General features: G+C 48.3%; 23 protein-coding genes. 15 read left to right on the top strand and 8 right to left on the bottom strand.

All coding sequences use genetic code 11. From position 1 onward, the window contains the following. Positions 1 to 50: 50 nt before the first annotated feature. Complete coding sequence (gene fur, locus L6J37_RS04790; protein ID WP_192014837.1) at positions 51 to 500, bottom strand: ferric iron uptake transcriptional regulator; 450 nt, start codon at positions 498 to 500, stop codon at positions 51 to 53. Positions 501 to 702: 202 nt separating this feature from the next. On the opposite strand from fur, the gene L6J37_RS04785 reads away from it, so the two are divergent. Beyond that, complete coding sequence (locus tag L6J37_RS04785; RefSeq protein ID WP_237794333.1) at positions 703 to 1,221, top strand: DUF4442 domain-containing protein; 519 nt, start codon at positions 703 to 705, stop codon at positions 1,219 to 1,221. Between the two features lie 41 nt (positions 1,222 to 1,262). On the opposite strand, the gene fldA is transcribed toward L6J37_RS04785, so the two are convergent. The 3 genes from fldA to L6J37_RS04770 form a co-directional block, all read right to left on the bottom strand. After that, positions 1,263 to 1,790, bottom strand: a complete 528-nt coding sequence (fldA, locus tag L6J37_RS04780; protein WP_192014839.1) for a flavodoxin FldA — start codon at positions 1,788 to 1,790, stop codon at positions 1,263 to 1,265. A 210-nt stretch (positions 1,791 to 2,000) separates the two neighbouring features. Continuing rightward, complete coding sequence (locus tag L6J37_RS04775; RefSeq protein ID WP_027252641.1) at positions 2,001 to 2,222, bottom strand: DUF2788 domain-containing protein; 222 nt, start codon at positions 2,220 to 2,222, stop codon at positions 2,001 to 2,003. Positions 2,223 to 2,287: 65 nt separating this feature from the next. Further along, positions 2,288 to 3,067 carry an alpha/beta fold hydrolase gene (locus tag L6J37_RS04770; RefSeq protein ID WP_237794332.1) on the bottom strand — a complete coding sequence of 260 codons (780 nt, stop codon included), beginning with the start codon at positions 3,065 to 3,067 and terminating at the stop codon, positions 2,288 to 2,290. A gap of 101 nt (positions 3,068 to 3,168) precedes the next feature. Between L6J37_RS04770 and seqA the strand changes: the two genes are divergently transcribed. Further along, on the top strand, positions 3,169 to 3,711 hold the full coding sequence (gene seqA, locus L6J37_RS04765; protein WP_192014841.1) for a replication initiation negative regulator SeqA: 543 nt from the start codon (positions 3,169 to 3,171) through the stop codon (positions 3,709 to 3,711). 41 nt (positions 3,712 to 3,752) lie between these two features. Further along, the gene (gene pgm / locus L6J37_RS04760; protein ID WP_237794331.1) at positions 3,753 to 5,399 is read left to right on the top strand and encodes a phosphoglucomutase (alpha-D-glucose-1,6-bisphosphate-dependent); all 1,647 of its coding nucleotides are present in this window, start codon (positions 3,753 to 3,755) and stop codon (positions 5,397 to 5,399) included. A gap of 71 nt (positions 5,400 to 5,470) precedes the next feature. Here pgm and L6J37_RS04755 read toward each other — a convergent pair whose 3' ends face one another. Beyond that, a complete protein-coding gene (locus L6J37_RS04755; protein ID WP_237794330.1) occupies positions 5,471 to 6,304 on the bottom strand; it encodes a DUF1853 family protein in 834 nt (277 codons plus the stop codon). A 124-nt stretch (positions 6,305 to 6,428) separates the two neighbouring features. On the opposite strand from L6J37_RS04755, the gene L6J37_RS04750 reads away from it, so the two are divergent. Both L6J37_RS04750 and L6J37_RS04745 read left to right on the top strand, forming a co-directional pair. Then, positions 6,429 to 6,635, top strand: a complete 207-nt coding sequence (locus L6J37_RS04750) for a DUF2517 family protein (protein WP_218384123.1) — start codon at positions 6,429 to 6,431, stop codon at positions 6,633 to 6,635. Between the two features lie 165 nt (positions 6,636 to 6,800). Continuing rightward, complete coding sequence (locus L6J37_RS04745) at positions 6,801 to 7,559, top strand: Nif3-like dinuclear metal center hexameric protein (RefSeq protein ID WP_237794329.1); 759 nt, start codon at positions 6,801 to 6,803, stop codon at positions 7,557 to 7,559. A gap of 81 nt (positions 7,560 to 7,640) precedes the next feature. Here the strand turns inward: L6J37_RS04745 and L6J37_RS04740 are convergent, their stop codons facing one another. Continuing rightward, positions 7,641 to 8,930 carry a citrate synthase gene (locus L6J37_RS04740; RefSeq protein ID WP_192014846.1) on the bottom strand — a complete coding sequence of 430 codons (1,290 nt, stop codon included), beginning with the start codon at positions 8,928 to 8,930 and terminating at the stop codon, positions 7,641 to 7,643. Between the two features lie 417 nt (positions 8,931 to 9,347). Here L6J37_RS04740 and sdhC point away from each other — a divergent pair, with 417 nt between their 5' ends. The 8 genes from sdhC (at position 9,348) to sucD (ending at position 18,895) form a co-directional block, all read left to right on the top strand. Next, positions 9,348 to 9,728 carry a succinate dehydrogenase cytochrome b556 subunit gene (gene sdhC / locus L6J37_RS04735; protein ID WP_027252634.1) on the top strand — a complete coding sequence of 127 codons (381 nt, stop codon included), beginning with the start codon at positions 9,348 to 9,350 and terminating at the stop codon, positions 9,726 to 9,728. Then, positions 9,722 to 10,069 carry a succinate dehydrogenase, hydrophobic membrane anchor protein gene (gene sdhD, locus L6J37_RS04730; RefSeq protein ID WP_046219395.1) on the top strand — a complete coding sequence of 116 codons (348 nt, stop codon included), beginning with the start codon at positions 9,722 to 9,724 and terminating at the stop codon, positions 10,067 to 10,069. Before sdhC ends, sdhD begins: the two co-directional genes overlap by 7 nt. Then, a complete protein-coding gene (gene sdhA, locus L6J37_RS04725) occupies positions 10,070 to 11,836 on the top strand; it encodes a succinate dehydrogenase flavoprotein subunit (RefSeq protein ID WP_192014848.1) in 1,767 nt (588 codons plus the stop codon). It begins immediately after the preceding gene. Between the two features lie 13 nt (positions 11,837 to 11,849). Next, positions 11,850 to 12,563, top strand: coding sequence for a succinate dehydrogenase iron-sulfur subunit (locus L6J37_RS04720; protein ID WP_027252631.1), 714 nt, complete (start codon positions 11,850 to 11,852; stop codon positions 12,561 to 12,563). 101 nt (positions 12,564 to 12,664) lie between these two features. After that, entirely contained in the window at positions 12,665 to 15,478 is a 2,814-nt protein-coding gene (gene sucA / locus L6J37_RS04715; protein WP_192014849.1) for a 2-oxoglutarate dehydrogenase E1 component, read from the top strand. A 32-nt stretch (positions 15,479 to 15,510) separates the two neighbouring features. After that, complete coding sequence (gene odhB, locus L6J37_RS04710) at positions 15,511 to 16,722, top strand: 2-oxoglutarate dehydrogenase complex dihydrolipoyllysine-residue succinyltransferase (RefSeq protein ID WP_192014850.1); 1,212 nt, start codon at positions 15,511 to 15,513, stop codon at positions 16,720 to 16,722. Positions 16,723 to 16,853: 131 nt separating this feature from the next. Continuing rightward, a complete protein-coding gene (gene sucC / locus L6J37_RS04705) occupies positions 16,854 to 18,020 on the top strand; it encodes an ADP-forming succinate--CoA ligase subunit beta (protein ID WP_218384119.1) in 1,167 nt (388 codons plus the stop codon). Between the two features lie 2 nt (positions 18,021 to 18,022). Continuing rightward, the gene (gene sucD / locus L6J37_RS04700) at positions 18,023 to 18,895 is read left to right on the top strand and encodes a succinate--CoA ligase subunit alpha (protein ID WP_218384116.1); all 873 of its coding nucleotides are present in this window, start codon (positions 18,023 to 18,025) and stop codon (positions 18,893 to 18,895) included. Between the two features lie 181 nt (positions 18,896 to 19,076). On the opposite strand, the gene L6J37_RS04695 is transcribed toward sucD, so the two are convergent. Next, a complete protein-coding gene (locus L6J37_RS04695; protein WP_192014853.1) occupies positions 19,077 to 19,625 on the bottom strand; it encodes a hypothetical protein in 549 nt (182 codons plus the stop codon). Between the two features lie 191 nt (positions 19,626 to 19,816). Continuing rightward, positions 19,817 to 20,809, bottom strand: a complete 993-nt coding sequence (locus L6J37_RS04690) for a 2-hydroxyacid dehydrogenase (RefSeq protein WP_218384114.1) — start codon at positions 20,807 to 20,809, stop codon at positions 19,817 to 19,819. Positions 20,810 to 20,978: 169 nt separating this feature from the next. On the opposite strand from L6J37_RS04690, the gene L6J37_RS04685 reads away from it, so the two are divergent. Both L6J37_RS04685 and L6J37_RS04680 read left to right on the top strand, forming a co-directional pair. After that, complete coding sequence (locus L6J37_RS04685; RefSeq protein WP_237794328.1) at positions 20,979 to 22,298, top strand: DUF945 family protein; 1,320 nt, start codon at positions 20,979 to 20,981, stop codon at positions 22,296 to 22,298. A gap of 160 nt (positions 22,299 to 22,458) precedes the next feature. Then, on the top strand, positions 22,459 to 22,875 hold the full coding sequence (locus L6J37_RS04680; protein ID WP_192014856.1) for a CBS domain-containing protein: 417 nt from the start codon (positions 22,459 to 22,461) through the stop codon (positions 22,873 to 22,875). Positions 22,876 to 22,923 lie beyond the last annotated feature (48 nt).

The following is a 22,923-nucleotide window of genomic DNA, read 5'->3' as shown; positions in this document are numbered from 1 at the left end:
ATCTAAAAAAACCAGCCATATGGCTGGTTTTTTTATCGATGTAAGCGTGATTATTTATTTTCGTTGTGCAGGCTTTCATCTTTATTACAATCACCGGCAGTGCAGTGACCATACAGATAAAGGCTGTGGTTGGTCAGACGTATGTTATAGCGTTCGGCGACCTGCTTCTGACGATCTTCAATGATATCGTCAGAGAATTCAATGACTTTACCACAGTCCAGGCAAACCAGATGATCGTGGTGGTGCTGGGTAGACAGTTCGAATACCGACTTGCCACCTTCAAAATGGTGACGGGTGACAATTCCTGCATCATCAAATTGGTTCAGCACTCGGTAAACAGTGGCCAGGCCAATCTCTTCACCAATATCGATCAACTTTTTGTATAAATCTTCGGCACTGATATGTTGGCACTCAGGATTCTGAAGTACTTCCAAAATTTTCAGACGCGGAAGTGTGACTTTTAATCCTGCTTGTTTAAGTGCTTGGTTGTTATCTGACATTCGAGTTTCCTTTGGCTAGCCGTAACAGGAAAATGGAAGGTTACGGTAGTCTTTCTCATATCTGTTCATTATAAGTGACGACAGCACAACAATAAACCTTAATGCTTAATGGGTCTAGGAAAGTTGTGACTTTTATTCGCCTGATATAAATGTTAAAAAGGCATACTATACTCATCGTACCAGATCATAAGGACGCGTTGGTGTGAATAAGTTCTATAAGCCCGGTATCGTAAAATTTGCGCTCAATATCTGGCCACCTTTCTGGGGGGCTGGCATTCGAATCCTGCACATCAGTGAAGATTTCCGGCATGTGGAAATTTGCCTGAAGTTGAGATGGTGGAATAAGAATGCCAACAGGACCCAGTATGGTGGCAGTATTTTTTCACTGACCGACCCTGTTTATGCCTTGATGCTGATGGGTATCCTCGGGAAAGAGTATTTTGTCTGGGATAAACAGGCCGAAGTGAACTTTCTTAAGCCTGGCCAGACAGATTTGAAAGCGGTGTTCACTATCTCAGATCAGTGTATTGAGGATATAAAGCGATCCACTGCCGGCGGAGATAAATATTTTCCTGAATTTGTCGTCAATGTTGCTGATAGCAAAGGTGAGGTAGTTGCCCAAGTGAAGCGCGTGCTTTATGTACGTAAGAAACCACAGTACCGGAATGCAGAGCTTGAAGAAGGTGAAAACTGTTCGAGTGAGTGTGTCAGTGAGCAATAAAAAACGCGCCTCGGCGCGTTTTTAACAACCTAGCGGTAAGATCAGTCAGCCAGCTCGGCCAGACACATTTCTTCGTAAATTTGCTTAACCCATTTCTCGACGCGCTCGTCAGTCAGCTCAGGCTGACGGTCTTCATCGATACACAGCCCAACAAAATGTCCGTCGTCTACCAATGCTTTTGATGCTTCAAACTCATAGCTTTCTGTTGGAAAGTGGCCGACGATGATGGCGCCGCGGCCTTCAACGATGTCACGCACTGTGCCCATGGCGTCGCAGAAATACTCAGCGTAATCTTCCTGATCACCACAGCCAAAAATAGCGACCAGCTTGTTTTCGAAATCAATGCCTTCCAGTTCAGGGAAGAAATCGTCCCAATCGCACTGTGCTTCGCCGTAATACCAGGTCGGGATACCCAGTAGTAACAGGTCGAAATTTTCAATGTCTTCTTTGCTGCTTTTAGCAATGTCTTTGACTTCAACCAGATTTTTACCCAGTTGCTTTTGGATCATTTTAGCGACGGCTTCTGTGTTACCAGTGTCGCTACCAAAGAAGAGTCCTACACTCGCCATAGTAGAGATTACCCGTGTTTTAGTTGTTGACCGCCAACAGACAGGCTGGCGATTTACATAAATTGAACAGGCTGCCAGTTAATTCTAGCGCTGACTGAATGCCTGATAATAACATTTGTCGATGACTCTGGCGTCAGTTAAGGGAGAAAAACCTTTATAATTAGTCTTCTCATTACGCTTTCTGAGCCAGCTAGCAGGCGTTAGCGGATATTATCCTATCCCTACGCCTTCCATTGTCATCTGAATCACACCTTTCGATATGAATCCAAAGCACCCTAAAAACAAGACCAGCCAGACGATTTTTCGACCAAATGGAGGCACATTGCCTTGCTTGAGGACATCTTTGATCGCCATACCAATGAAAAAGAAGATGGCCGCGAACAATAAATCAAGTCCGACTGACTCCAGCAGGTCCATGTGCTCGTATAACATCTGTTTCTCCTTCGCAAGAGCAGACTTGCATCCGGCGCGCACTATAGCACAGTGAGCAGTGCGTGTTAATTGTTAGGCTGTGTATCCTTCTCTAAAAAACTGAGAATGATACGGTTTACCGTGTCAGGTTTCTCGGCATGAAGCCAGTGGCCGGTATTCGCTACCATATGGGCCTTGGCGTGCGGGAACTGGCTGGCAATGTGTTCGCGGTGCTCTGCCAGAATGTATTCTGAATCCTGACCTTTAATGAATAATGTTCGGCCAGAGAAGGGCGATACAGCTGACCAGCCCATGATGGTGCTGTAGTTATTGATGAGAGCATTGACATTGAACCGCCAATGAAAAGATTCTTGCTCTTTATACAGAGACTTGAGCAGGAACTGGCGTACACCGGGCTCCATAACATGCTGCGATAAAAGCTGCTCAGCCTCTTTCCGGCTGGTGACTGTTTGTTGGTTGACAGCTTTAAGACCGGCGAACACATTTTGGTGGCGGTGGACCTGATAAGCCACTGGTGCCATGTCGAGCACAATCAGATTTTCGATCCGCTCTCCAGCCAGTTCGGTCATTGCCATTGCCACTTTGCCGCCCATGGAATGACCAATCACACTGAAATCTTGGATCTCGAGTTGATTGATCACATCAACCACATCTTGTGCCATTTCTGAATAAGTGAAGTGCTCACTATGCGGAGAACGGCCATGGTTGCGCAGATCAAGACTAATGACTTGATACTGTTCTTTGAGCACTCTGGCGAGCAGGCCGAGGTTGTCCGCACTGCCAAATAAGCCATGAATAAGAACGACCGTCTGGCCTTGACCCTGTATTTGATAATGAAGATTCACAGACTATTTCTCTTGTTGTTAACGCTTTGCCGTAGAGTATACCTTCGCTTCACGTTATAATCTCACGGTGATTTTTTAACGGAACGATAATGAACACTACGATGAAAACTATTGAGGTAGACGAAGAGCTATATCGTTATATTGCCAGCCAGACCCGGCACATTGGTGAAAGCGCGTCAGATATTCTGCGTCGTTTATTGCTGGAGGACTCCAATAGTCAACCTGTCATGCCAGCACGCCCTAAAGCTGCGCAAGGCATTGTGGTTAGCAAAGATGCAGGCAACTTGCCACAGTCGGAAGACAGGGTCAAAGCCATGCGCTCGCTGCTGATTTCTGATGAGTTTGCTGGTCAGGAAAGGGCCATTGGCCGTTTTATGCTGGTGCTGTCTACGCTCTATCGTATCGATCCTCAGGCTTTCACCGATGCGACGGCGATTAAAGGTCGAACCCGCATTTATTTCGCTGACAGTGAAGAAAAACTGTTGAACAGCGGCAAGACGACTAAACCGAAAGCCATTCCTGAAACGCCTTTTTGGGTGATCACCAATACAAATACCGACCGTAAACGTCAGATGATTGAACAGCTGATGCAAAAAATGCAGTTCACACAAGATATTGTAGAAAAAGTTTGCGGTGAAATTTAATTGTCGCTGATGCGGCTTTATTGACGTACAAGGATATGTTGATGGCGATCCATCCTCGTGCCGGGCTGCAAGCCCGGCAAGAAGACATGCATAACATTCCGGCTCTTGTGGCCAATTATTTTTTGATTGACCCCGATCATTCTAATGTTGCCCAGCGTGTAGCGTTCGGTACCTCAGGCCATCGTGGCTGTGCCGATAAGGGAACCTTCAATCAACATCATATCTGGGCAATCGCTCAGGCTGTTGCCGATGTTCGCCGTGAGCAAGGTGTTACCGGACCGCTGTTTTTAGGGAAGGATACGCACGCCTTATCTGAACCGGCGCTGCTTTCTGCCCTGCAAGTGTTGGTGGCCAATGGCGTAAATGTGGTACTGCAGGCGGAGCAGGGTTACACACCCACGCCGGGTATTTCTCATGCCATTCTGACATTTAACCTCTGTCATGCTGAGAAGGCCGACGGCATAGTGATCACGCCTTCACACAATCCTCCGCAGGATGGCGGCATTAAATATAACCCGCCTCATGGTGGGCCGGCTGAAGGGGCAATTACTACAGCTATTGAAAACCGGGCTAACCAGTTGATTGCCGAAGGCTTAGCGTCAGTGAAGCGGGTGAGCGTTTCTGAGGCTTTGTCCAGCCAATGTGTGACGGAGCAGGATTTAGTTAAGCCATATGTGGCTGATCTTGTTAATGTCATCGACATAGCCGCGATTCAAAAAGCTAAGCTGAAGCTGGCGGTCGATCCTCTGGGTGGATCCGGGATCGAATACTGGCGCGAGATAGGGCGTCACTATAACCTGGATCTAACACTGGTTGATGAGTCTGTGGATCCGACGTTCCGCTTTATGAGCCTGGATAAAGATGGCGTGGTGCGGATGGATTGCTCGTCACCTTATGCGATGGCTGGCTTGCTGGCGCATAAAGACAGTTATGATCTGGCCTTTGGTAATGACCCTGATTTTGACCGTCACGGGATTGTGACGCCGGACGGTCTGATGAATCCTAACCATTTCCTTGCGGTCTGCATCGACTATTTGTACCGTCATCGTCCTGACTGGAATGACAAGGTGGCCGTGGGCAAAACACTGGTTTCCAGTGCGATCATTGACCGCGTTGTGGCTGATCTGGGACGTGAACTGTGTGAAGTACCAGTGGGTTTCAAATGGTTTGTTGATGGCCTGTACAGTGGTGAGCTTGGCTTTGGCGGTGAAGAAAGTGCGGGTGCATCCTTTTTGCGCAAGGATGGTACACCCTGGTCAACCGATAAAGACGGTATTTTACTCTGCCTGTTAGCGGCAGAAATCACTGCGGTGACAGGTATGAATCCGCAACAGTATTATCAGACCTTAACCGAAAAGCATGGTGAGTGCTGTTACAGCCGATTGCAGGCCGTAGCAAACAGCGCGCAAAAAGCCGTGTTGACCAAACTGTCTCCTGAAATGGTGAAGGCTGACACCTTAGCTGGTGATACCATTACGGCCCGTCTGACCCATGCGCCAGGTAATGGTGCTGCAATCGGTGGGTTGAAAATTACCACTGAGAATGGCTGGTTCACGGCGCGGCCCTCAGGTACTGAAGAGATTTACAAGATCTACTGTGAAAGCTTCAAAGGCGAAGCGCATCTTCGCCAGATAGAAGATGAAGCGCAGAAGATTGTCAGTAATGTCTTTTCGAACGCGGGTCTGTAAGCCATCTCCGTTTGACAACCCGTAGCCTTTGCTGCGGGTTTTTTATTGCCCATTGATTGGCTTCTGAACGGTCACGAAACCGGCTGCCGATAATGCTTGTGCTTGTCTCGGTTGTGTAGTGGCCAGTGGTCAGGAACAATGAACCAGACCTGATTGTCATCAGCAATACCCTGAGTCGGAACCGTGATAGCCGAAGATGCCATCAGAGCTGACATTGATGAATAGCAGGGGGGGGTTAGCCAGTCTCTCTTGGTGAGGATTTTTAACGATAATTCTTCTGCCTGACTCTGGAAACACCAAAGCCCTTTATTAACATCAGGATTGATGGGCAAGGCGGAACCTGACTCTTCATTCCGGAAGTGATCGAAAAGTCTCCCCTGTACAATCAGTCGCTGACAGGAAGGCTGACCCAGCGATCTGGCATACTGATCTTTGTAAGCCTGATGCTGAGTCATTGCTAATTGGTGCTGAACCATTTTATTGATTTTATTATCCAGGTTATCCGCTGAGTTTGGCCCCAGCCATTGCTGTTGATAAGCCAGATAAAACTTAATGGCCACTTCCCAGTGTTCTAATTGCTTAGATTGTTTATTAAACACCAGAAAATCAATGGCCCCCAGCGTGCGCTTTGCTTCGTGCAACTGTATCTCTTCTCCTACAAGGTCAAAATCGGGGTGGTGACTGATGAGTTGCTGCCACAGCCACTGGTAATAAAAACCGAGTCTTTGGTTACCTTCGTACTGCGCTTTCGCCGGGATGATTGCTCTGTCTCTGAACCTGCCCAGCCACGCATCATTGACCTGGTAGTCTACGCCTTGTGTCAACACCGGCATGTTCAGCACATTGCGAAAATGCCTGATGTTATCTCTGTGTTCTTTTGTTACATTTCCGTTGATATTATTCATTAAATTAAGTCTTAATCTGGATTTAACTTGCTTTTAACAACAAAATACAAAATAAAAAGTAGTAAAATTTCAAAAATACGCTAAAGTGTAGAGGTATGACCAGTTGGTTGCTCAGGAGGCTATCATGTTCACTCCTTTATCTACTCAACAAATCATTGTGCGCCGTACCTGCGTTGTGATGGCAGGCGTGCTGAGTTTTCCGGTTATGGTATTTATGCCTGCGTCTGTAAAATCACGTGCTTATAGTTATCTGCATAAAGTCTGGTTGAAAACCAGTACCAAGCCGGTTTGGCTGCAGCACTCTGAACAAGGTGCACAAGAGCTATATTGAATCTGTCGTCAATGACTAGCTTACTGGTATCACAGATGAAATGCTGCCTTTGGCAGCATTTTTTGTCGCTATTTACTCGCTTTATGCCCCCGCTTTTTCGTTCCTGCTGGTTCTGTTGCTCCCGAGTTGGTTAAAATACCAGTAACAGCTCAAAAGGAAGCAAGCATGAACAACCTCAAACTCGAATCATTGTTAAATACATTACTGAGTCCGCACTTAATCAGAGATTACTGTCCGAATGGACTGCAAGTCGAAGGCCGCTGCGAGGTACAAAAAATTGTAACCGGTGTGACTGCTTGTCAGGCATTAATCGATCAAGCCATTGAAATGAAAGCCGATGCTTTGCTGGTTCATCATGGTTACTTTTGGAAAAATGAACCTTCGGAAATTCGCGGGATGAAATACCGACGAATTAAAGCATTGATCGAGAATGGCATTAATCTTTATGCTTATCATCTGCCTTTGGATGTCCATCCGGAACTGGGAAATAATGCTCAGCTCGCCGATCAACTAGGCATAAAGCATCTGGGGGGCCTGGAGTCTGGCAATCCGCATCCTGTTGCAGTTTACGGAGAATTTCCAACGGTGCTTACTGGTGAACAACTCGCTGCGCGTATTGAGAAGGTGCTTAATCGCAAACCCTTACATATTGGCGAAAGTGGTCCTGCTCTGATCAAAACTGTGGGTTGGTGTACCGGCGGTGGTCAGGATTTTATCGATCTCGCTGTTGCACAGGGTCTGGATGCCTATATTACGGGTGAGGTGTCAGAGCGGACGGTACATACGGCGCGGGAGCAGGGAATTCATTTCTTCAGTGCGGGACATCATGCGACCGAGAGGTACGGTGTTGAAGCTTTGGGTGAATGGCTGGCTGATGAGCATCATTTTGATGTCTCCTTTGTGGATATTGATAATCCGGTGTAACCCAACAAACGGATGAAACAATTAAAAAAGGTTGAGCATCAGCTCAACCTTTTTGTTTTATGTTAGCAAGTTATTAATCAATCACTCACGCTCGTGAAGCGGTTGGAAATCGCGTTGCTGATGACCGGTATACAGCTGACGCGGACGACCGATACGGTTGTTTGGATCACTGTGCATTTCATTCCAGTGTGCGATCCAGCCGATAGTACGAGACATTGCAAAGATAACGGTAAACATAGAAATTGGGATACCGATAGCTTTCAGAATGATACCTGAGTAGAAGTCCACGTTCGGGTACAGTTTCTTCTCAACAAAGTACTCATCAGACAGGGCAATACGTTCCAGCTCCATCGCGACATCCAGCAGTGGATCCTGGATTTTCAGCTCTTGCAGCACTTCGTGACAAGCTTCACGCATTACGGTTGCACGTGGGTCATAGTTCTTATACACACGGTGACCGAAGCCCATCAGACGGAATGGATCATCTTTGTCTTTGGCGCGTTCGATGAACTCTGGGATATTCTCCACGCTGCCAATCTCTTCAAGCATGCGCAGACAGGCTTCATTGGCACCACCGTGAGCTGGGCCCCAAAGCGAAGCGATACCAGCTGCAATACACGCAAACGGGTTAGCACCTGAAGAACCTGCCAGACGTACGGTAGAGGTAGACGCATTCTGCTCATGATCGGCGTGCAGGGTAAAGATTTTATCCATAGCGCGAGCAACTACCGGGCTGACTTCATATTCTTCACATGGTGTTGCAAACATCATGTGCAGGAAGTTTTCAGCGTAATCCAGATCGTTACGAGGGTAGATAAACGGCTGACCAATAGAGTACTTGTAGCACATTGAAGCCAGAGTCGGCATTTTTGACAGCAGGCGGAATGCAGTGATTTCGCGGTGCTCGTCGTTATTGATGTCCAGTGAATCATGGTAGAAGGCTGCCAGCGCACCGACAACACCACACATTACTGCCATTGGGTGAGCATCGCGACGGAAACCGTGGAAAAAGCTTGCGATTTGCTCATGCACCATAGTATGGCGGGTTACAGTTTTGCGGAATTGCTCATACTGGGCGCGGGTAGGAACTTCGCCGTATAGCAGAATGTAACAGACTTCTAAATAATCAGCGTTATTAGCTAATTGGTCGATTGGATAGCCACGGTGAAGCAGCACACCTTTCGCACCATCAATGAAAGTAATTTGAGATTCACATGATGCAGTAGCTAAGAAACCTGGGTCGAAAGTGAAATAGCCAGATGCGCCGAGTTTACGAACATCCAGTACTTCTGGACCTAGTGAGCCCCCGAGAATCGGCAGTTCGACCGGTGCTTTCCCTTCAATATGAAGAGTAGCTTTCTTGTCTGCCATAACAATCTCCTTTGTTATTTTATAATCCTAATCCGAAATCGGATGTGCCGTCTTTGTACAGCTCGGTCATGTTGTTGTCAATTCCTCTTCTCGGGAGTGTGCGCTTGTTAATAACTTTAAGTAAAAGCGGGTCAATATCTCAAACCGTGTTAGAGGTCATGTAACGGGGTTTGTAATTGATTGTTGCGAGGCGTATACTCGGCCGCAGGTCTCTGGTTCTGCCATCGCCAGAAACAATGATAAAGTTATTAGTAATATTAGCTACTTAGCTGAAACGACTTTTGCTTTGCTGTACATACACTTGTGCTATGTAAATGTAGCACAGTTGTTGTGCCTTTGTTGCGCTTGTTTTGGCGTACGCATACCGGAGGTTTTATAAAAATAAAACGCTTCTATGGAGCTGAGTGGGCAAAGACCGTGAAAGTTAACAAGCCAAGACCTGTCAACCTCGACCTACAGACGATACGCTTTCCGCTGACTGCGATTTCGTCAATCCTGCACCGTGTATCGGGCGTGATCACATTTGTTTCCCTTGCCATCCTGCTGTGGCTACTGAACCTGTCTCTTTCCTCTCCCCAAGGATTTGCTGAAGCCGCTGACATCGTTGACAGCTTCTTTGTCAAATTTATCCTCTGGGGTGTGCTGACAGCACTCTTCTATCACATTGTTTTGGGTATCCGTCACCTGATCATGGATATGGGATATTTTGAAGAGCTGGAATCTGGCACCACAAGTGCGAAAATCAGTTTTGCAATTGTGGCGGTTCTGTCTGTGTTTGCAGGAGGCCTGGTATGGTAAGCAACGTTTCAACTATTGGACGTAATGGTGTTCACGACTTTATTCTGATTCGTGCAACCGCAATTATCCTCACTCTTTATACCATTTATATGGTGTGCTTTTTCGCTTTTGGCCCTGAGCTGAATTTTGAAACCTGGACAGCGTTCTTTTCAAAACTAAGCACAAAAGTCTTTACTATGCTGGCGTTGGCCTCCGTTCTGATTCACGGTTGGATTGGAATGTGGCAAGTACTGACTGACTACATTAAACCTGCCTTTTTACGCGCTGGTCTGATGTTTGCAATTGTCGCTGTGCTTTTTGTTTATCTGTTATCTGGTTTCTTTATTGTGTGGGGTGCGTAAGTGAGCATTGCAGTTCGAGAGTTTGATGCCGTAGTAATCGGCGCTGGTGGTGCAGGTATGCGTGCTGCACTACAAATTTCTGAGCAGGGCCTGAAATGTGCCTTGCTGTCTAAAGTGTTTCCTACCCGTTCTCACACCGTATCTGCGCAGGGCGGTATCACAGTTGCGTTAGGTAACTCGCATCCGGATAACTGGGAATGGCACATGTACGACACGGTAAAAGGGTCGGACTATATTGGCGATCAGAATGCCATCGAATACATGTGTAAAAATGGCCCGCAGTCAGTCATTGAACTAGAAAAAATGGGTCTGCCTTTCTCCCGTTTTGATAATGGTCGTATTTATCAGCGCCCGTTTGGTGGCCAGTCAAAAGAGTTCGGTGGCGAGCAGGCCGCGCGTACAGCCGCAGCAGCAGACCGTACCGGTCACGCTTTACTGCACACGCTGTATCAGCAAAATGTTAAGCATAAGACCACGATTTTCTCTGAGTGGTATGCGCTGGATCTGGTGAAAAACCAGGACGGTGCCATTTTGGGCTGTACCGCGCTGTGTATGGAAACCGGTGAAGTCTGTTACTTCAAATCCAAGGCCACAATCCTGGCAACAGGTGGTGCAGGCCGTATCTATCAGTCAACCACTAACGCACACATTAATACCGGTGACGGTGTCGGTATGGCATTGCGTGCGGGTGTACCCATGCAGGATATCGAAATGTGGCAGTTCCACCCAACCGGTATTGCCGGCGCCGGTGTACTGGTAACCGAAGGTTGTCGTGGTGAAGGTGGCTACCTGCTGAACAAAGACGGTGAGCGTTTCATGGAACGCTATGCACCCAACGCGAAAGATCTGGCGGGCCGCGACGTTGTTGCCCGTTCAATGATGGTGGAAATCCGTGAAGGCCGCGGTTGCGATGGCCCATGGGGACCGCACATCAAACTGAAACTGGATCATCTGGGTAAAGATGTTCTGGAATCTCGTTTGCCAGGCATTCTTGAACTGTCGCGTACCTTTGCGCACGTCGATCCAGTGAAAGAGCCCATTCCGGTGATTCCAACCTGTCACTATATGATGGGTGGTGTACCGACTCAGGTTTCCGGACAAGCCATTAAGCAAAACGCAAATGGTCAGGACGAAGAAGTTCAGGGTCTGTTTGCCTGTGGTGAAATTGCCTCTGTGTCTGTACATGGTGCAAACCGCCTGGGCGGTAACTCCCTGCTTGACCTTGTTGTATTTGGTCGCGCGACCGGCTTGCATCTGGGTGAGACCCTAGCGGCTCAGGCAGAAGCACGTCCGGCCACAGAATCAGACATTGAAGCCTCTCTGACTCGTCTGAACCGTTGGAACAGCACGCAAAAAGGCGAAGATCCGGTACAAATCCGTAAAGATCTGCAATCTTGCATGCAAAACAACTTCTCAGTATTCCGTGAAGGCGAAGCCATGGCTGAAGGCCTGAGTCAGCTGAAAGAAATCCGCGAGCGTTTGAAAGAAGCACGCTTGGATGACACATCCAGCGAATTCAACACACAGCGTATCGAGTGTCTGGAACTGGATAACCTGATGGAAACCGCCTATGCGACGGCAGTAGCGGCTAACTACCGTACAGAAAGCCGTGGTGCTCACGCCCGTTTTGACTTCCCAGAGCGTGATGATGCTAACTGGCTGTGTCACTCTATTTACAACCCAGAGACAGAGCAGATGTCCAAGCGTGATGTAAATATGACACCAGTACATCGTGACGCATTCCCGCCTAAAGCGCGGACTTACTAAGGGAGGTAACAACATGAAACTGAATTTTTCGATTTACCGTTATAACCCTGATGTAGATAACGCGCCGCACATGAAAGGGTATACGCTGGAAGTGCCTGAAGGCTCTGACATGATGGTTCTGGATGCCCTGATTCTGTTGAAAGAGCAGGATCCATCGCTGTCTTTCCGTCGTTCATGCCGTGAGGGTGTTTGCGGTTCTGATGGTATCAACATGAATGGCAAGAACGGCCTGGCCTGTATTACCCCGCTGTCGGCGTTGATGAATCAGAAAACGATCGTGATTCGTCCGTTGCCGGGTTTGCCTGTCATTCGTGACCTTATCATTGATATGGAGCAGTTCTACACCAACTATGCCAAGGTGAAGCCGTTCCTGATTAATGACAGCGAGCACCCGCCTGCGCGGGAAAACCTGCAGTCTCCGGAAGAGCGTGCGCATCTTGATGGCCTGTACGAGTGCATTATGTGTGCCTGTTGCTCGACCTCATGTCCGTCATTCTGGTGGAACCCGGACAAGTTTATCGGTCCTGCAGGCTTGCTGGCGGCGTACCGTTGGTTAATCGACAGTCGTGATACGGCAACTGAAGAGCGCTTATCCGATCTTGATGATGCATTTAGCGTGTTCCGCTGCCACAGCATCATGAACTGTGTCAGCGTGTGTCCAAAAGGACTCAACCCGACGAAAGCAATCGGCAATATCCGATCTATGTTGCTTAAACGTTCGGTGTAAATCTATAGAATTATCGATATGCCAGCAGAGCAATTTGCTGGCTTTTTAGCCCGGCGTAACAACCGGTGCAAGTGGCGATAACAAGTGGTTAAGGGAAAAAAATGCAGAACGGCGTTATGAAGGCTTGGCTTGAGTCTTCACATCTGGCTGGCGCCAACGCAACTTATGTAGAAGACCTCTACGAGTTGTATCTAAGCGACCCAGAATTAGTTGACGAAGAATGGCGTCACGTTTTTAGTGAACTGCCTGTTGTGAATGGTGTTGTCGTTGAGCAGCCGCATTCGCGTGTTCGTGATTACTTCCGGCGTTTAGCGAAAGAGACGACCTTTTTAAGTGCTAACGTCAGCGATCCTGATGTTGATGTCAAACAGGTTAAGGTACTGCAGCTTATCAACGCATACCGTTTCCGTGGTCATCAGCATGCAAACCTGGATCCGCTGGGATTATGGCAGCAGGAACGTGTTTCGGACCTGGATCCTGCGTTTCATAATCTCACTGCGGAAGATTTTGACCAAAGCTTCAATGTCGGTTCATTTGCCGTAGGCAAAGAGACAATGAAGCTTTCTGAGATCTATGAGGCATTGAAAAACACCTATTGTGGCTCAATTGGTGCTGAGTACATGCACATTACTGATACCGAAGAAAAACGCTGGATTCAGCAGCGTCTGGAATCAGTCGTCGGTAAAGGCGCGTTTACTCAGGAAGAAAAGCAGACATTTTTGGATGAGCTGACTGCGGCCGAAGGTCTGGAGCGTTATCTGGGGGCGAAATTCCCAGGGGCAAAACGTTTCTCACTGGAAGGCGGTGATGCGCTTATCCCTATGATGAAAGAGCTGATTCGTGCAGCCGGAAAAAGCGGTGTTCGGGAAGTAGTGGTGGGAATGGCCCACCGTGGTCGACTGAACATGCTGGTGAACGTTCTGGGTAAAAAGCCTCAGGACTTGTTCGATGAATTTGCCGGTAAGCATGGCGAATCATGGGGAACCGGTGATGTGAAATACCACCAGGGCTTCTCTGCTGATTTCGCGACACCAGGCGGCGATGTGCATCTGGCCCTTGCCTTTAACCCCTCTCACCTTGAAATCGTTAACCCGGTTGTTGTCGGCTCTGTTCGCGCACGTCAGGACCGCTTGGGTGACAAAGACGGTTCCATGGTACTGCCAATCACTATTCACGGTGACTCAGCAATCGCGGGTCAGGGTGTAGTGGCTGAAACCTTCAACATGTCCCAGTCCCGGGGTTACCGTGTTGGTGGTACGGTACGCATTGTGGTGAACAACCAGATTGGTTTCACTACGTCTAATCCGATGGATACCCGTTCAACGCAGTACTGTACTGATATCGCTAAGATGGTGCAGTCGCCGATATTCCACGTTAATGCTGATGATCCTGAAGCGGTTGCTTTTGTGACTCGTCTTGCGCTGGATTACCGCAATGAATTTAAGCGTGATGTGGTTATTGATCTGGTCTGTTACCGCCGCCATGGTCACAACGAAGCGGATGAGCCGAGCGCGACTCAGCCACTGATGTACCAAAAGATCAAAAAACACCCAACTCCACGCAAGATTTACGCAGATATTCTGGTTGACGAGAAGAGCATAGACGCTGAAACAGCGACTGTACTTGTCAATGAATACCGTGATGCACTTGACCGCGGCGAATGCGTGGTGAAAGAGTGGCGTCCGATGAAACTGCACTCAGTGGATTGGGCTCCGTACCTGGGCCACGACTGGACCAAAGAATGGGATCATAAAGTTGGTCGTCAGCGACTGCATGAACTGGGTCAGCGTGTTTGTCAGTATCCTGAAAGCCACAAACTGCAAAGCCGTGTACAGAAACTGTATAACGATCGCCAGTCTATGGTAGCGGGTGAGAAAGGTGTCGACTGGGGTATGGCCGAAACGCTGGCGTATGCAACTCTGGTTGATGATGGTCATCGCATCCGTATTACGGGCCAGGATTCCGGACGTGGTACTTTCTTCCATCGTCATGCGGTGCTGCATAATCAAGGTGATGCCAGCACATACATGCCTTTGGCGAACCTTCATGACAAACAAGGTCCGTTCCAGGTTTTCGACTCTGTGCTGTCAGAAGAAGCTGTATTGGCCTTTGAATATGGCTATGCCACGGCAGAGCCGGGTGGCCTGACAATCTGGGAAGCTCAGTTCGGTGATTTTGCGAACGGTGCTCAGGTTGTCATCGATCAGTTCATCAGTTCTGGTGAGCAGAAGTGGGGCCGTATGTGCGGTCTGACTATGTTGCTGCCGCATGGCTATGAAGGCCAGGGCCCGGAGCACTCCTCTGCGCGTCTGGAACGTTACCTGCAGCTGTGTGCTGAACAAAACATGCAGGTTGTGATTCCTTCAACGCCGGCTCAGGTTTACCACATGATTCGTCGTCAGGTGCTGCGCCCGATGCGTCGTCCTCTGATTGTCATGTCGCCTAAATCACTACTGCGTCATCCGCTGTGTACTTCAACTATGGATGACCTGGCTGAAGGTAATTTCCTGCCTGCCATCGGTGAGATTGATGCGCTGGATCCGAAACAAGTGAAACGTGTTGTACTGTGTTCAGGTAAGGTGTATTACGATCTGCTGGAACAACGTCGCAAGCGTGAGCAGACGGATGTCGCCATTATCCGAATTGAACAGCTGTACCCATTCCCGAAAGAGGATGTGGAAGCTGCACTGGCTGATTATCAGCATGTGACTGACTTCGCATGGTGTCAGGAAGAGCCGCAAAACCAGGGTGCCTGGTACAGCAGCCAGCATAATTTCCGTGCTGCCCTGCCTGCAGGCTCGCAACTAGCTTATGCCGGCCGCCCAGCGTCAGCTTCACCTGCCGTTGGTTATATGTCAGTACACTTGAAACAACAGAAAGCGTTGATTGATGACGCACTGAATACAGAACAATAAACCCAGAGCTGGAACAAAAAGGACAAACTGAGATGACAATCGAAATTCTGGTTCCCGATTTACCTGAATCAGTAGCAGACGCAACCGTAGCCACCTGGCACAAGAAACCAGGTGATGCAGTAAGCCGTGATGAAGTTCTGGTAGATATCGAAACGGATAAAGTAGTGCTGGAAGTACCTGCACCTGAAGATGGCATTCTTGAAGCTATTTTCGAGGAAGAAGGTACCACAGTGCTGACCAAGCAGCTGCTGGGTAAAATCAAAGCAGGCGCGGTTGCCGGCGAACCAACTAAAGATACGACTGCCAGTGCGGAAGCGTCACCAACAAAACGTACTACTGCTTCTTTGGCTGAAGAGACCAATGATGCGCTGAGCCCGGCTGTACGCCGTCTTATCAGCGAGCACGGTATCGATGCATCGGCTGTGAAAGGTAGTGGTGTGGGTGGCCGTATCACTCGTGAAGACGTAGAAGCCTTCGTGAAAAATGGCAAGTCTGCATCTGCAGCTCCGGTTGCTGAAGCGAAAGTGGAAGCTCCTCTGGCTCATCGCAGTGAAAAGCGTGTCCCTATGACCCGTCTGCGTAAGCGTATTGCGGAGCGTCTGCTGGAAGCGAAGAACAGCACAGCGATGCTGACGACCTTCAATGAAGTGAACATGAAGCCAATCATGGACTTGCGTAAGCAGTACCAAGGCATCTTTGAAGAGCGTCATGGTATTCGTCTGGGCTTTATGTCTTTCTATGTCAAAGCGGTTGTTGAAGCGCTGAAGCGTTTCCCGGAAGTGAATGCGTCTATTGACGGTGATGATGTTGTTTACCACAACTTCTTCGATGTCAGCATTGCCGTATCAACCCCTCGTGGTCTGGTTACCCCGGTACTGCGTGATTGTGACAAACTGAGCCTGGCTGAGATCGAAAAAGGTATCCGTGAACTGGCAATCAAGGGCCGTGACGGCAAGCTGACAGTTGATGAACTGACTGGCGGTAACTTCACTATCACCAACGGTGGTGTATTCGGCTCGCTGATGTCTACGCCAATTATCAACCCACCTCAGGGCGCTATTCTGGGTATGCATAAGATCCAGGACCGTCCAATGGCCGTTGATGGCAAGGTTGAAATCCTGCCTATGATGTACCTGGCGCTGTCTTATGACCACCGTCTGATTGACGGTAAAGAGTCGGTAGGCTACCTGGTAACCGTTAAAGAATTACTTGAAGACCCAACACGTCTGCTTCTGGACGTGTAACACTGCGCATAACGACCCGCCACTGTTCTGAGGTGGCGGTTGTTGAGCCAGATTGATTGACGAAGGAATACCCAAGAGTATTTCAATGGATATAACACGTCCCACAGGGATTAGAGAACGGATAGAACATAATGAATCTGCACGAATATCAGGCAAAACAACTTTTTGCTGAGTATGGCCTGCCAGTTCCTGAAGGCTATGCTTGTGATACCCCACAAGAGGCTGCTGAAGCAGCAGGTAAAATCGGCGGTGATAAGTGGGTCATCAAATGTCAGGTTCACGCTGGTGGCCGCGGTAAAGCGGGCGGCGTAGAACTGCATGACACCAAAGAAGGCCTTAAAGAATTTGCACAAAAGTGGCTGGGTAAAAACCTGGTGACTTATCAGACTGATGCAAACGGTCAGCCGGTAACCAAAATCCTGGTTGAAGAAGCCTCTAACATTGCAAACGAACTGTATCTGGGTGCTGTTGTAGACCGTGGTACTCGCCGTATCGTTTTCATGGCATCAACTGAAGGTGGTGTGGAAATTGAGAAAGTTGCCGAAGAAACCCCTGAGCTGATCCACAAAGCGGCTATCGATCCACTGGTTGGCCCACAGGCCTATCAGGGTCGTGAACTGGCATTTAAACTGGGCCTGAAAGGCGATCAGATCAAGCAGTTTGTGAAAATCTTCATGGGTCTGGGCCAGATGTTTGCTCAGTATGACCTGGCTCTGCTGGAGATTAACCCGCTTGTGATTACCGGTGAAGGTAACCTGCTGTGCCTGGACGGTAAAATCAACATCGATTCAAACGCCATGTACCGCCAGCCCAAACTGCGTGATATGCACGATGCTTCTCAGGAAGATGCACGTGAAGCACACGCAGCACAATGGGAGCTGAACTATGTTGCTCTGGACGGTAACGTTGGCTGTATGGTGAACGGTGCGGGTCTGGCCATGGGTACCATGGACATTGTAAACCTGCACGGCGGCAAGCCGGCAAACTTCCTGGATGTTGGTGGCGGTGCGACCAAAGAGCGCGTTGCAGAAGCATTCAAGATCATCCTGTCTGACGATAATGTTAAAGCCGTACTGGTTAACATCTTCGGTGGTATCGTTCGTTGCGACATGATTGCAGAAGGTATCATCGGCGCGGTTAAAGAAGTTGGCGTGACTGTACCGGTTGTGGTTCGTCTGGAAGGTACTAACGCTGACCTGGGTCGCGAAGTACTGGCCAAGTCAGGTCTGGATATCATTGCAGCTGAGTCGCTAACCGACGCAGCTCAGAAAGTTGTTGCTGCTGCGGAGGGCAAATAAGAATGTCTGTACTAATTAATAAAGACACTAAAGTTATCTGCCAGGGTTTCACTGGCGGTCAGGGTACTTTCCACTCTGAGCAGGCAATAGCATACGGTACGCAAATGGTTGGCGGTGTGTCACCAGGTAAAGGCGGTACAACACACCTGGATTTGCCAGTGTTCAACACTGTGCGCGAAGCCGTAGAAGCAACAGGTGCAACAGCTTCTGTTATCTACGTTCCGGCACCATTTTGTAAAGATGCCATTCTGGAAGCGATTGATGCGGGTATCAAACTGATCGTTACCATCACTGAGGGTATCCCGACAACAGATATGATCGACGTGAAAGTGAAGCTGGAAGAAACCGGTGTTCGCATGATTGGTCCTAACTGCCCGGGTGTGATCACGCCTGATGAATGTAAGATCGGCATCATGCCTGGTCATATTCACAAGAAAGGTAAAGTGGGTATTGTTTCTCGTTCAGGAACCCTGACTTATGAAGCAGTAAAACAAACCACAGATGAAGGCTTCGGCCAGTCTACTTGTGTAGGTATTGGCGGTGACCCGATTCCAGGGTCAAACTTCATTGATATCCTGAAATTGTTCCAGGAAGACCCTGAGACTGAAGCAATCGTGATGATTGGTGAAATCGGTGGTACTGCGGAAGAAGAAGCAGCAGCATTTATCAAAGAGAATGTCACTAAACCGGTTGTTTCTTATATTGCGGGTGTGACTGCTCCTCCAGGTAAGCGTATGGGCCATGCCGGTGCAATTATTTCTGGTGGTAAAGGTACTGCGGAAGATAAGTTCGCAGCACTGGAATCTGCGGGCGTTAAAACCGTTAAAAGCCTGGCAGAGATCGGTAAAGCACTGAGAGAAGTTACTGGCTGGTAATAGACAAGTCAGACTACGACTGCAACAAGAAGCCCGTTATTGACGGGCTTTTTTTGATCTCAGCTCGTGTATTAGTTTTACCAGGCGTAAAGCCTTACTTGGCTGTTGAGTGAGGCGCATCAAACAAAAAAAGCCCGGCGTGATTGCGCCGGGCTTTTGTTAATGCATTACACGTATCCGCTTAGTATTTGAAGCGGGTAGTCAGTAACAGTTGATCGCCGTAAACATCGTTAAAACGACCTTCAGCGCCGATTGAAAACAGCTCAGTGGCGTGGAAACGGCCATAAACAGAACCGAATGTTTCTTCGATTTTATGGACGTTAATGTGGCCGAGCTTGGCACCTACTTCAAGTTGCGGGCCTAACCATTGACGAACACCCAGGTTGATTTCCATACCTGTTTTGCCTGTGCTGTCGTTAAACTCGTCTTTGTTCTTGATGTTGCGCGCTTTAAGCTCACCCGTCAGATCAGCCCAGTTGTTAATAGGTGCATGGAAGCCAACACCTAAGGCAAGATCCCAGTCGCTTTCGAATTCAGAATCGATGCTACCGGTTAAATGTGCATTCGGGTGGATAGATTTGCTGAAACCTGCACCATAGGTTAATGGGCTCAGGCCAATTCGCACTTCTGTATAGTCGTAGCTGAAGTTGCTCATAGTATTAGCTGAATTAGCTTGAGCTGCTGAAGCCAATGATAGAAGCAGGGCACCAGCGATAAACGATTTACGCATGAATCTTCATCCAAAGAACAAAAAATGAATTGGAGCATTTTAATCAACTCGTCCCTGCAATAACAGGTTGGCCTTAGATTAAGTGCCGTATTACGGGAACAATAGAGTAAAAATGCAGCAAAAATCACATAATTGTGATCATTGACAAATTTTTAATAAGCTATTTTATCACAATAATGGATAGAACATTTTTATTGTATTAATTCGTTGCCAGATTTTGTCCCTTGCGCAAAATGATTGAGATTCGAGAGCGTGGTGTCGGCGATGTTGGCCAGCGCTTCTTCCGTTAAGAAGGCCTGATGACCGGTGAACAGCACATTGTGGCAGGAAGATAAACGACGAAAAACGTCATCCTGAATAATGTCGTTGGACTTATCCTCAAAGAATAAATCTTTTTCATTTTCGTAGACATCCACTCCGAGTGAGCCGATTTTCTGGCTTTTGAGTGCTTCAATCGCATCTTTCGAGTTAAGTAGTTCACCACGGCTGGTATTAATGATCATGACACCGTCGCGCATCTTGCTAAAAGAACGCGCGTCCAACATGTGGTAATTCTCTTTGCTCATCGGGCAGTGCAGGGTAATGACATCCGATTGGCGGTAAATCTCGTCCAGCGAAGTGTAAGTCGCCCCCAGATTTATCGCTTCCGGGTTTTCATAAGGATCGTGGGCCAGAATGGTCATGCCCAGGCCTTTCAGGATGTGCATGGTGGCGATACCTATCCGGCCGGTGCCGATAACCCCGACGGTTTTGCCATAAAAGTTAAAACCCGTCAGGCCGTCCAATGAAAAGTTGGCATCCCGTGTGCGTTGGTATGCACGGTGAATTTTACGGTTAAGACTCAGCATTAACCCAACAGTATGTTCTGCAATGGCTTGCGGAGAGTAAGCGGGAACCCGAACAATTTGCAGACCGTACATTTTGGCGGCATCCACATCCACTTTATCAAATCCGGCACAGCGCATGGCAATGGCACGCACTCCCAGAATAGATAAAGCTTCAATCACGGGTTTGCTCAGGTCGTCGTTCACAAATGCGCAGACAACATCATAGCCGTGGGCCAGTTTCGCGGTTTGCAGGTTGAGTTGAATATCGAAGAAACTCAGTTGGTGGCCAAAAAGCTGATTGCTTTTATTGAAAGAAATTTGATCGTATTTTTTGGCGCTGAACACGGCAACTTTCATCACTGCACTCCTTGAATCTGAAATTGCGATCACTTTCCCACAGTGCGCACCGGCTGACAAGCAGATTAATCACCCGTGCTCAGTGATAAAAGTCATTGATCCATAGAGCAAAGATGGTGTTTGTAATACACTCATTGCATTCATTACGAAATAATCATTGGAAAGAAACATGTTAGGAAAAATAGGAGCTGTTGCAGGTGCGGTAGCAGTGGTGTTGTGCTGGCCTCTGGCAGTCGGTCAGATTGGCGAACGTATTTATCAGGACACTGTGGGGGAATACAACAGCCCTTATGTTTCTGTCACCACTGAGCGCTATGATCGTGGATATCTGACCTCTCATGCTGTGTCGAAAATTGCGCTGAAGTCCAGTTGGAAAGAGATTTTCGCAGAGCAGGACTGGCCGACTGAATGGCATATTGCACATGAGATTCATCATGGAGTATTTGGGGTTACTTCCAACAGTACGCTGGTGGTTGATGATAAGGTCGCCTCTCAGGTTGAAGCCTGGTGGGGCAGTGATGCGGTGCCATTAACCTTAACTACGCACACTGCACTGACAAGAAAAACAGATCTTGATTTAACCCTGAATCCTTTTGTCTATAACGATCAGGATGGCAATGCCTTTCAGTCTGAGCCGCTGACGTTTACCGGCACTGTCTCTGCTGATGGAAACGGCACTTTCAGTTATGCGCTGAAAGACGCGTTATTACAGACTGTGGCAGATGAAAGCATGCAGGTATCTGGTGTGACAGGTGGCGGGGATGGCCGCTGGGACGGACGTTTCTGGATTGGTAACCAGCAACTGCAGATAAGCAAACTGGCGTTTGCCAATCATCAGACTCAAGAGTCTGTGGATCTGGATACCATTAAGGTAGCGTCACTCAATAGTCTGTCAGAAGGTAAAGCGGCGACAGAGGATAGCCCGGCAGTCAGTGCCCAGTTAACAAACAGCAACCAGTTCAGCATCGCGTCTCTGACCAGTCTGGACGGCAAGCAATACCAGAGATTCAATGTCGATTTACTGTTGTCTGATCTCGATTATGACGCGGTAACCCGGCTCAGTGCGCTGGGTGATCAGCTGGACGGCGAATTATCCCCGGCTCAGGTTCAGGATATGGCGTTAGCGCTGGATCTGCTGGTTGCCAAAGGGCTGACCGTGAACCTGAAAGATATCAGTGTGGCAGCACCGGAAGGGCCAATAAAAGGCAATGTTCGTCTTACTGTGCAGCCTGGCTTGGCGCGCGCGTCGCAGAATCTGGCACAAATTACCAGCAAACTTGATGGTGATATGTATTTTGAGTTCCCGTCCGAGTTGCTGACATGGACTGAAGGGCTGGAACCTCAGACCGACAGGCTGGTTAAAAGCGGTGTGCTGACGATTAAAGAAGACAGGGCATTTATTGCTCTGAAACTGGTGGGCGATAAGGTAATTCTGGGTAATGGCGATCAATTACCCCTGGCTATGTTTATGATGTTGCTCCTTTCTTAAGCACGCATCATAGGTAACGGCAATGAATAAAATAGAACCTATCAATTTAGACATTTTGCTGAAATCGACGACACTTAAGGTATCGGCGCAGGGATAAGCACTCAGATTGACACACTCTGAATCTGCCTGCGGTTATATAAGAAAAATTTCAGGGGGATACATGGAGTCGATTAAAGTCAGAGATTATATGAATACCCGACCGGTAACCTTTGAAGCAGGTATGTCGTTGTCTAAAGCGTTGGACAAGATGCTGTCATCCAAGCAGATTGGCGGGCCTGTTGTTGATGAGTACCGCAGAGTGGTGGGCTTTGTGTCTGAACAGGATTTTATTCAGAAGTTACTGAAAGTCGGTTATCACTGCCAGGATACCCACACAGTGGGTGATGTCATGCGTACGGATGTGCTGACAGTCAACCCGGAGACCAGCATTATTACTCTTGCTGAAACCATGTCCGGGCAAAAACCTAAGCTGTATCCGGTTGTGGAAGGCGGGAGACTGGTTGGTATTATTACCCGCCGCAATGTGCTTTCCGCTATCAGTGATCAAATTGGTGATTGCTTTAAGCACCCGGTTTAATGCTGTTTGTACAGGCGCTGCTGCGCCTGTATTTTTGAGCTCTGTATT

Origin of the sequence: Photobacterium sp. WH77, assembly GCF_022014395.1 — a bacterium.
GTDB classification, from domain to species: domain Bacteria; phylum Pseudomonadota; class Gammaproteobacteria; order Enterobacterales; family Vibrionaceae; genus Photobacterium; species Photobacterium arenosum.
The sequence above is the reverse complement of the archived record's forward strand: the minus strand, read 5'-3'. Positions and strand labels throughout refer to the sequence as shown.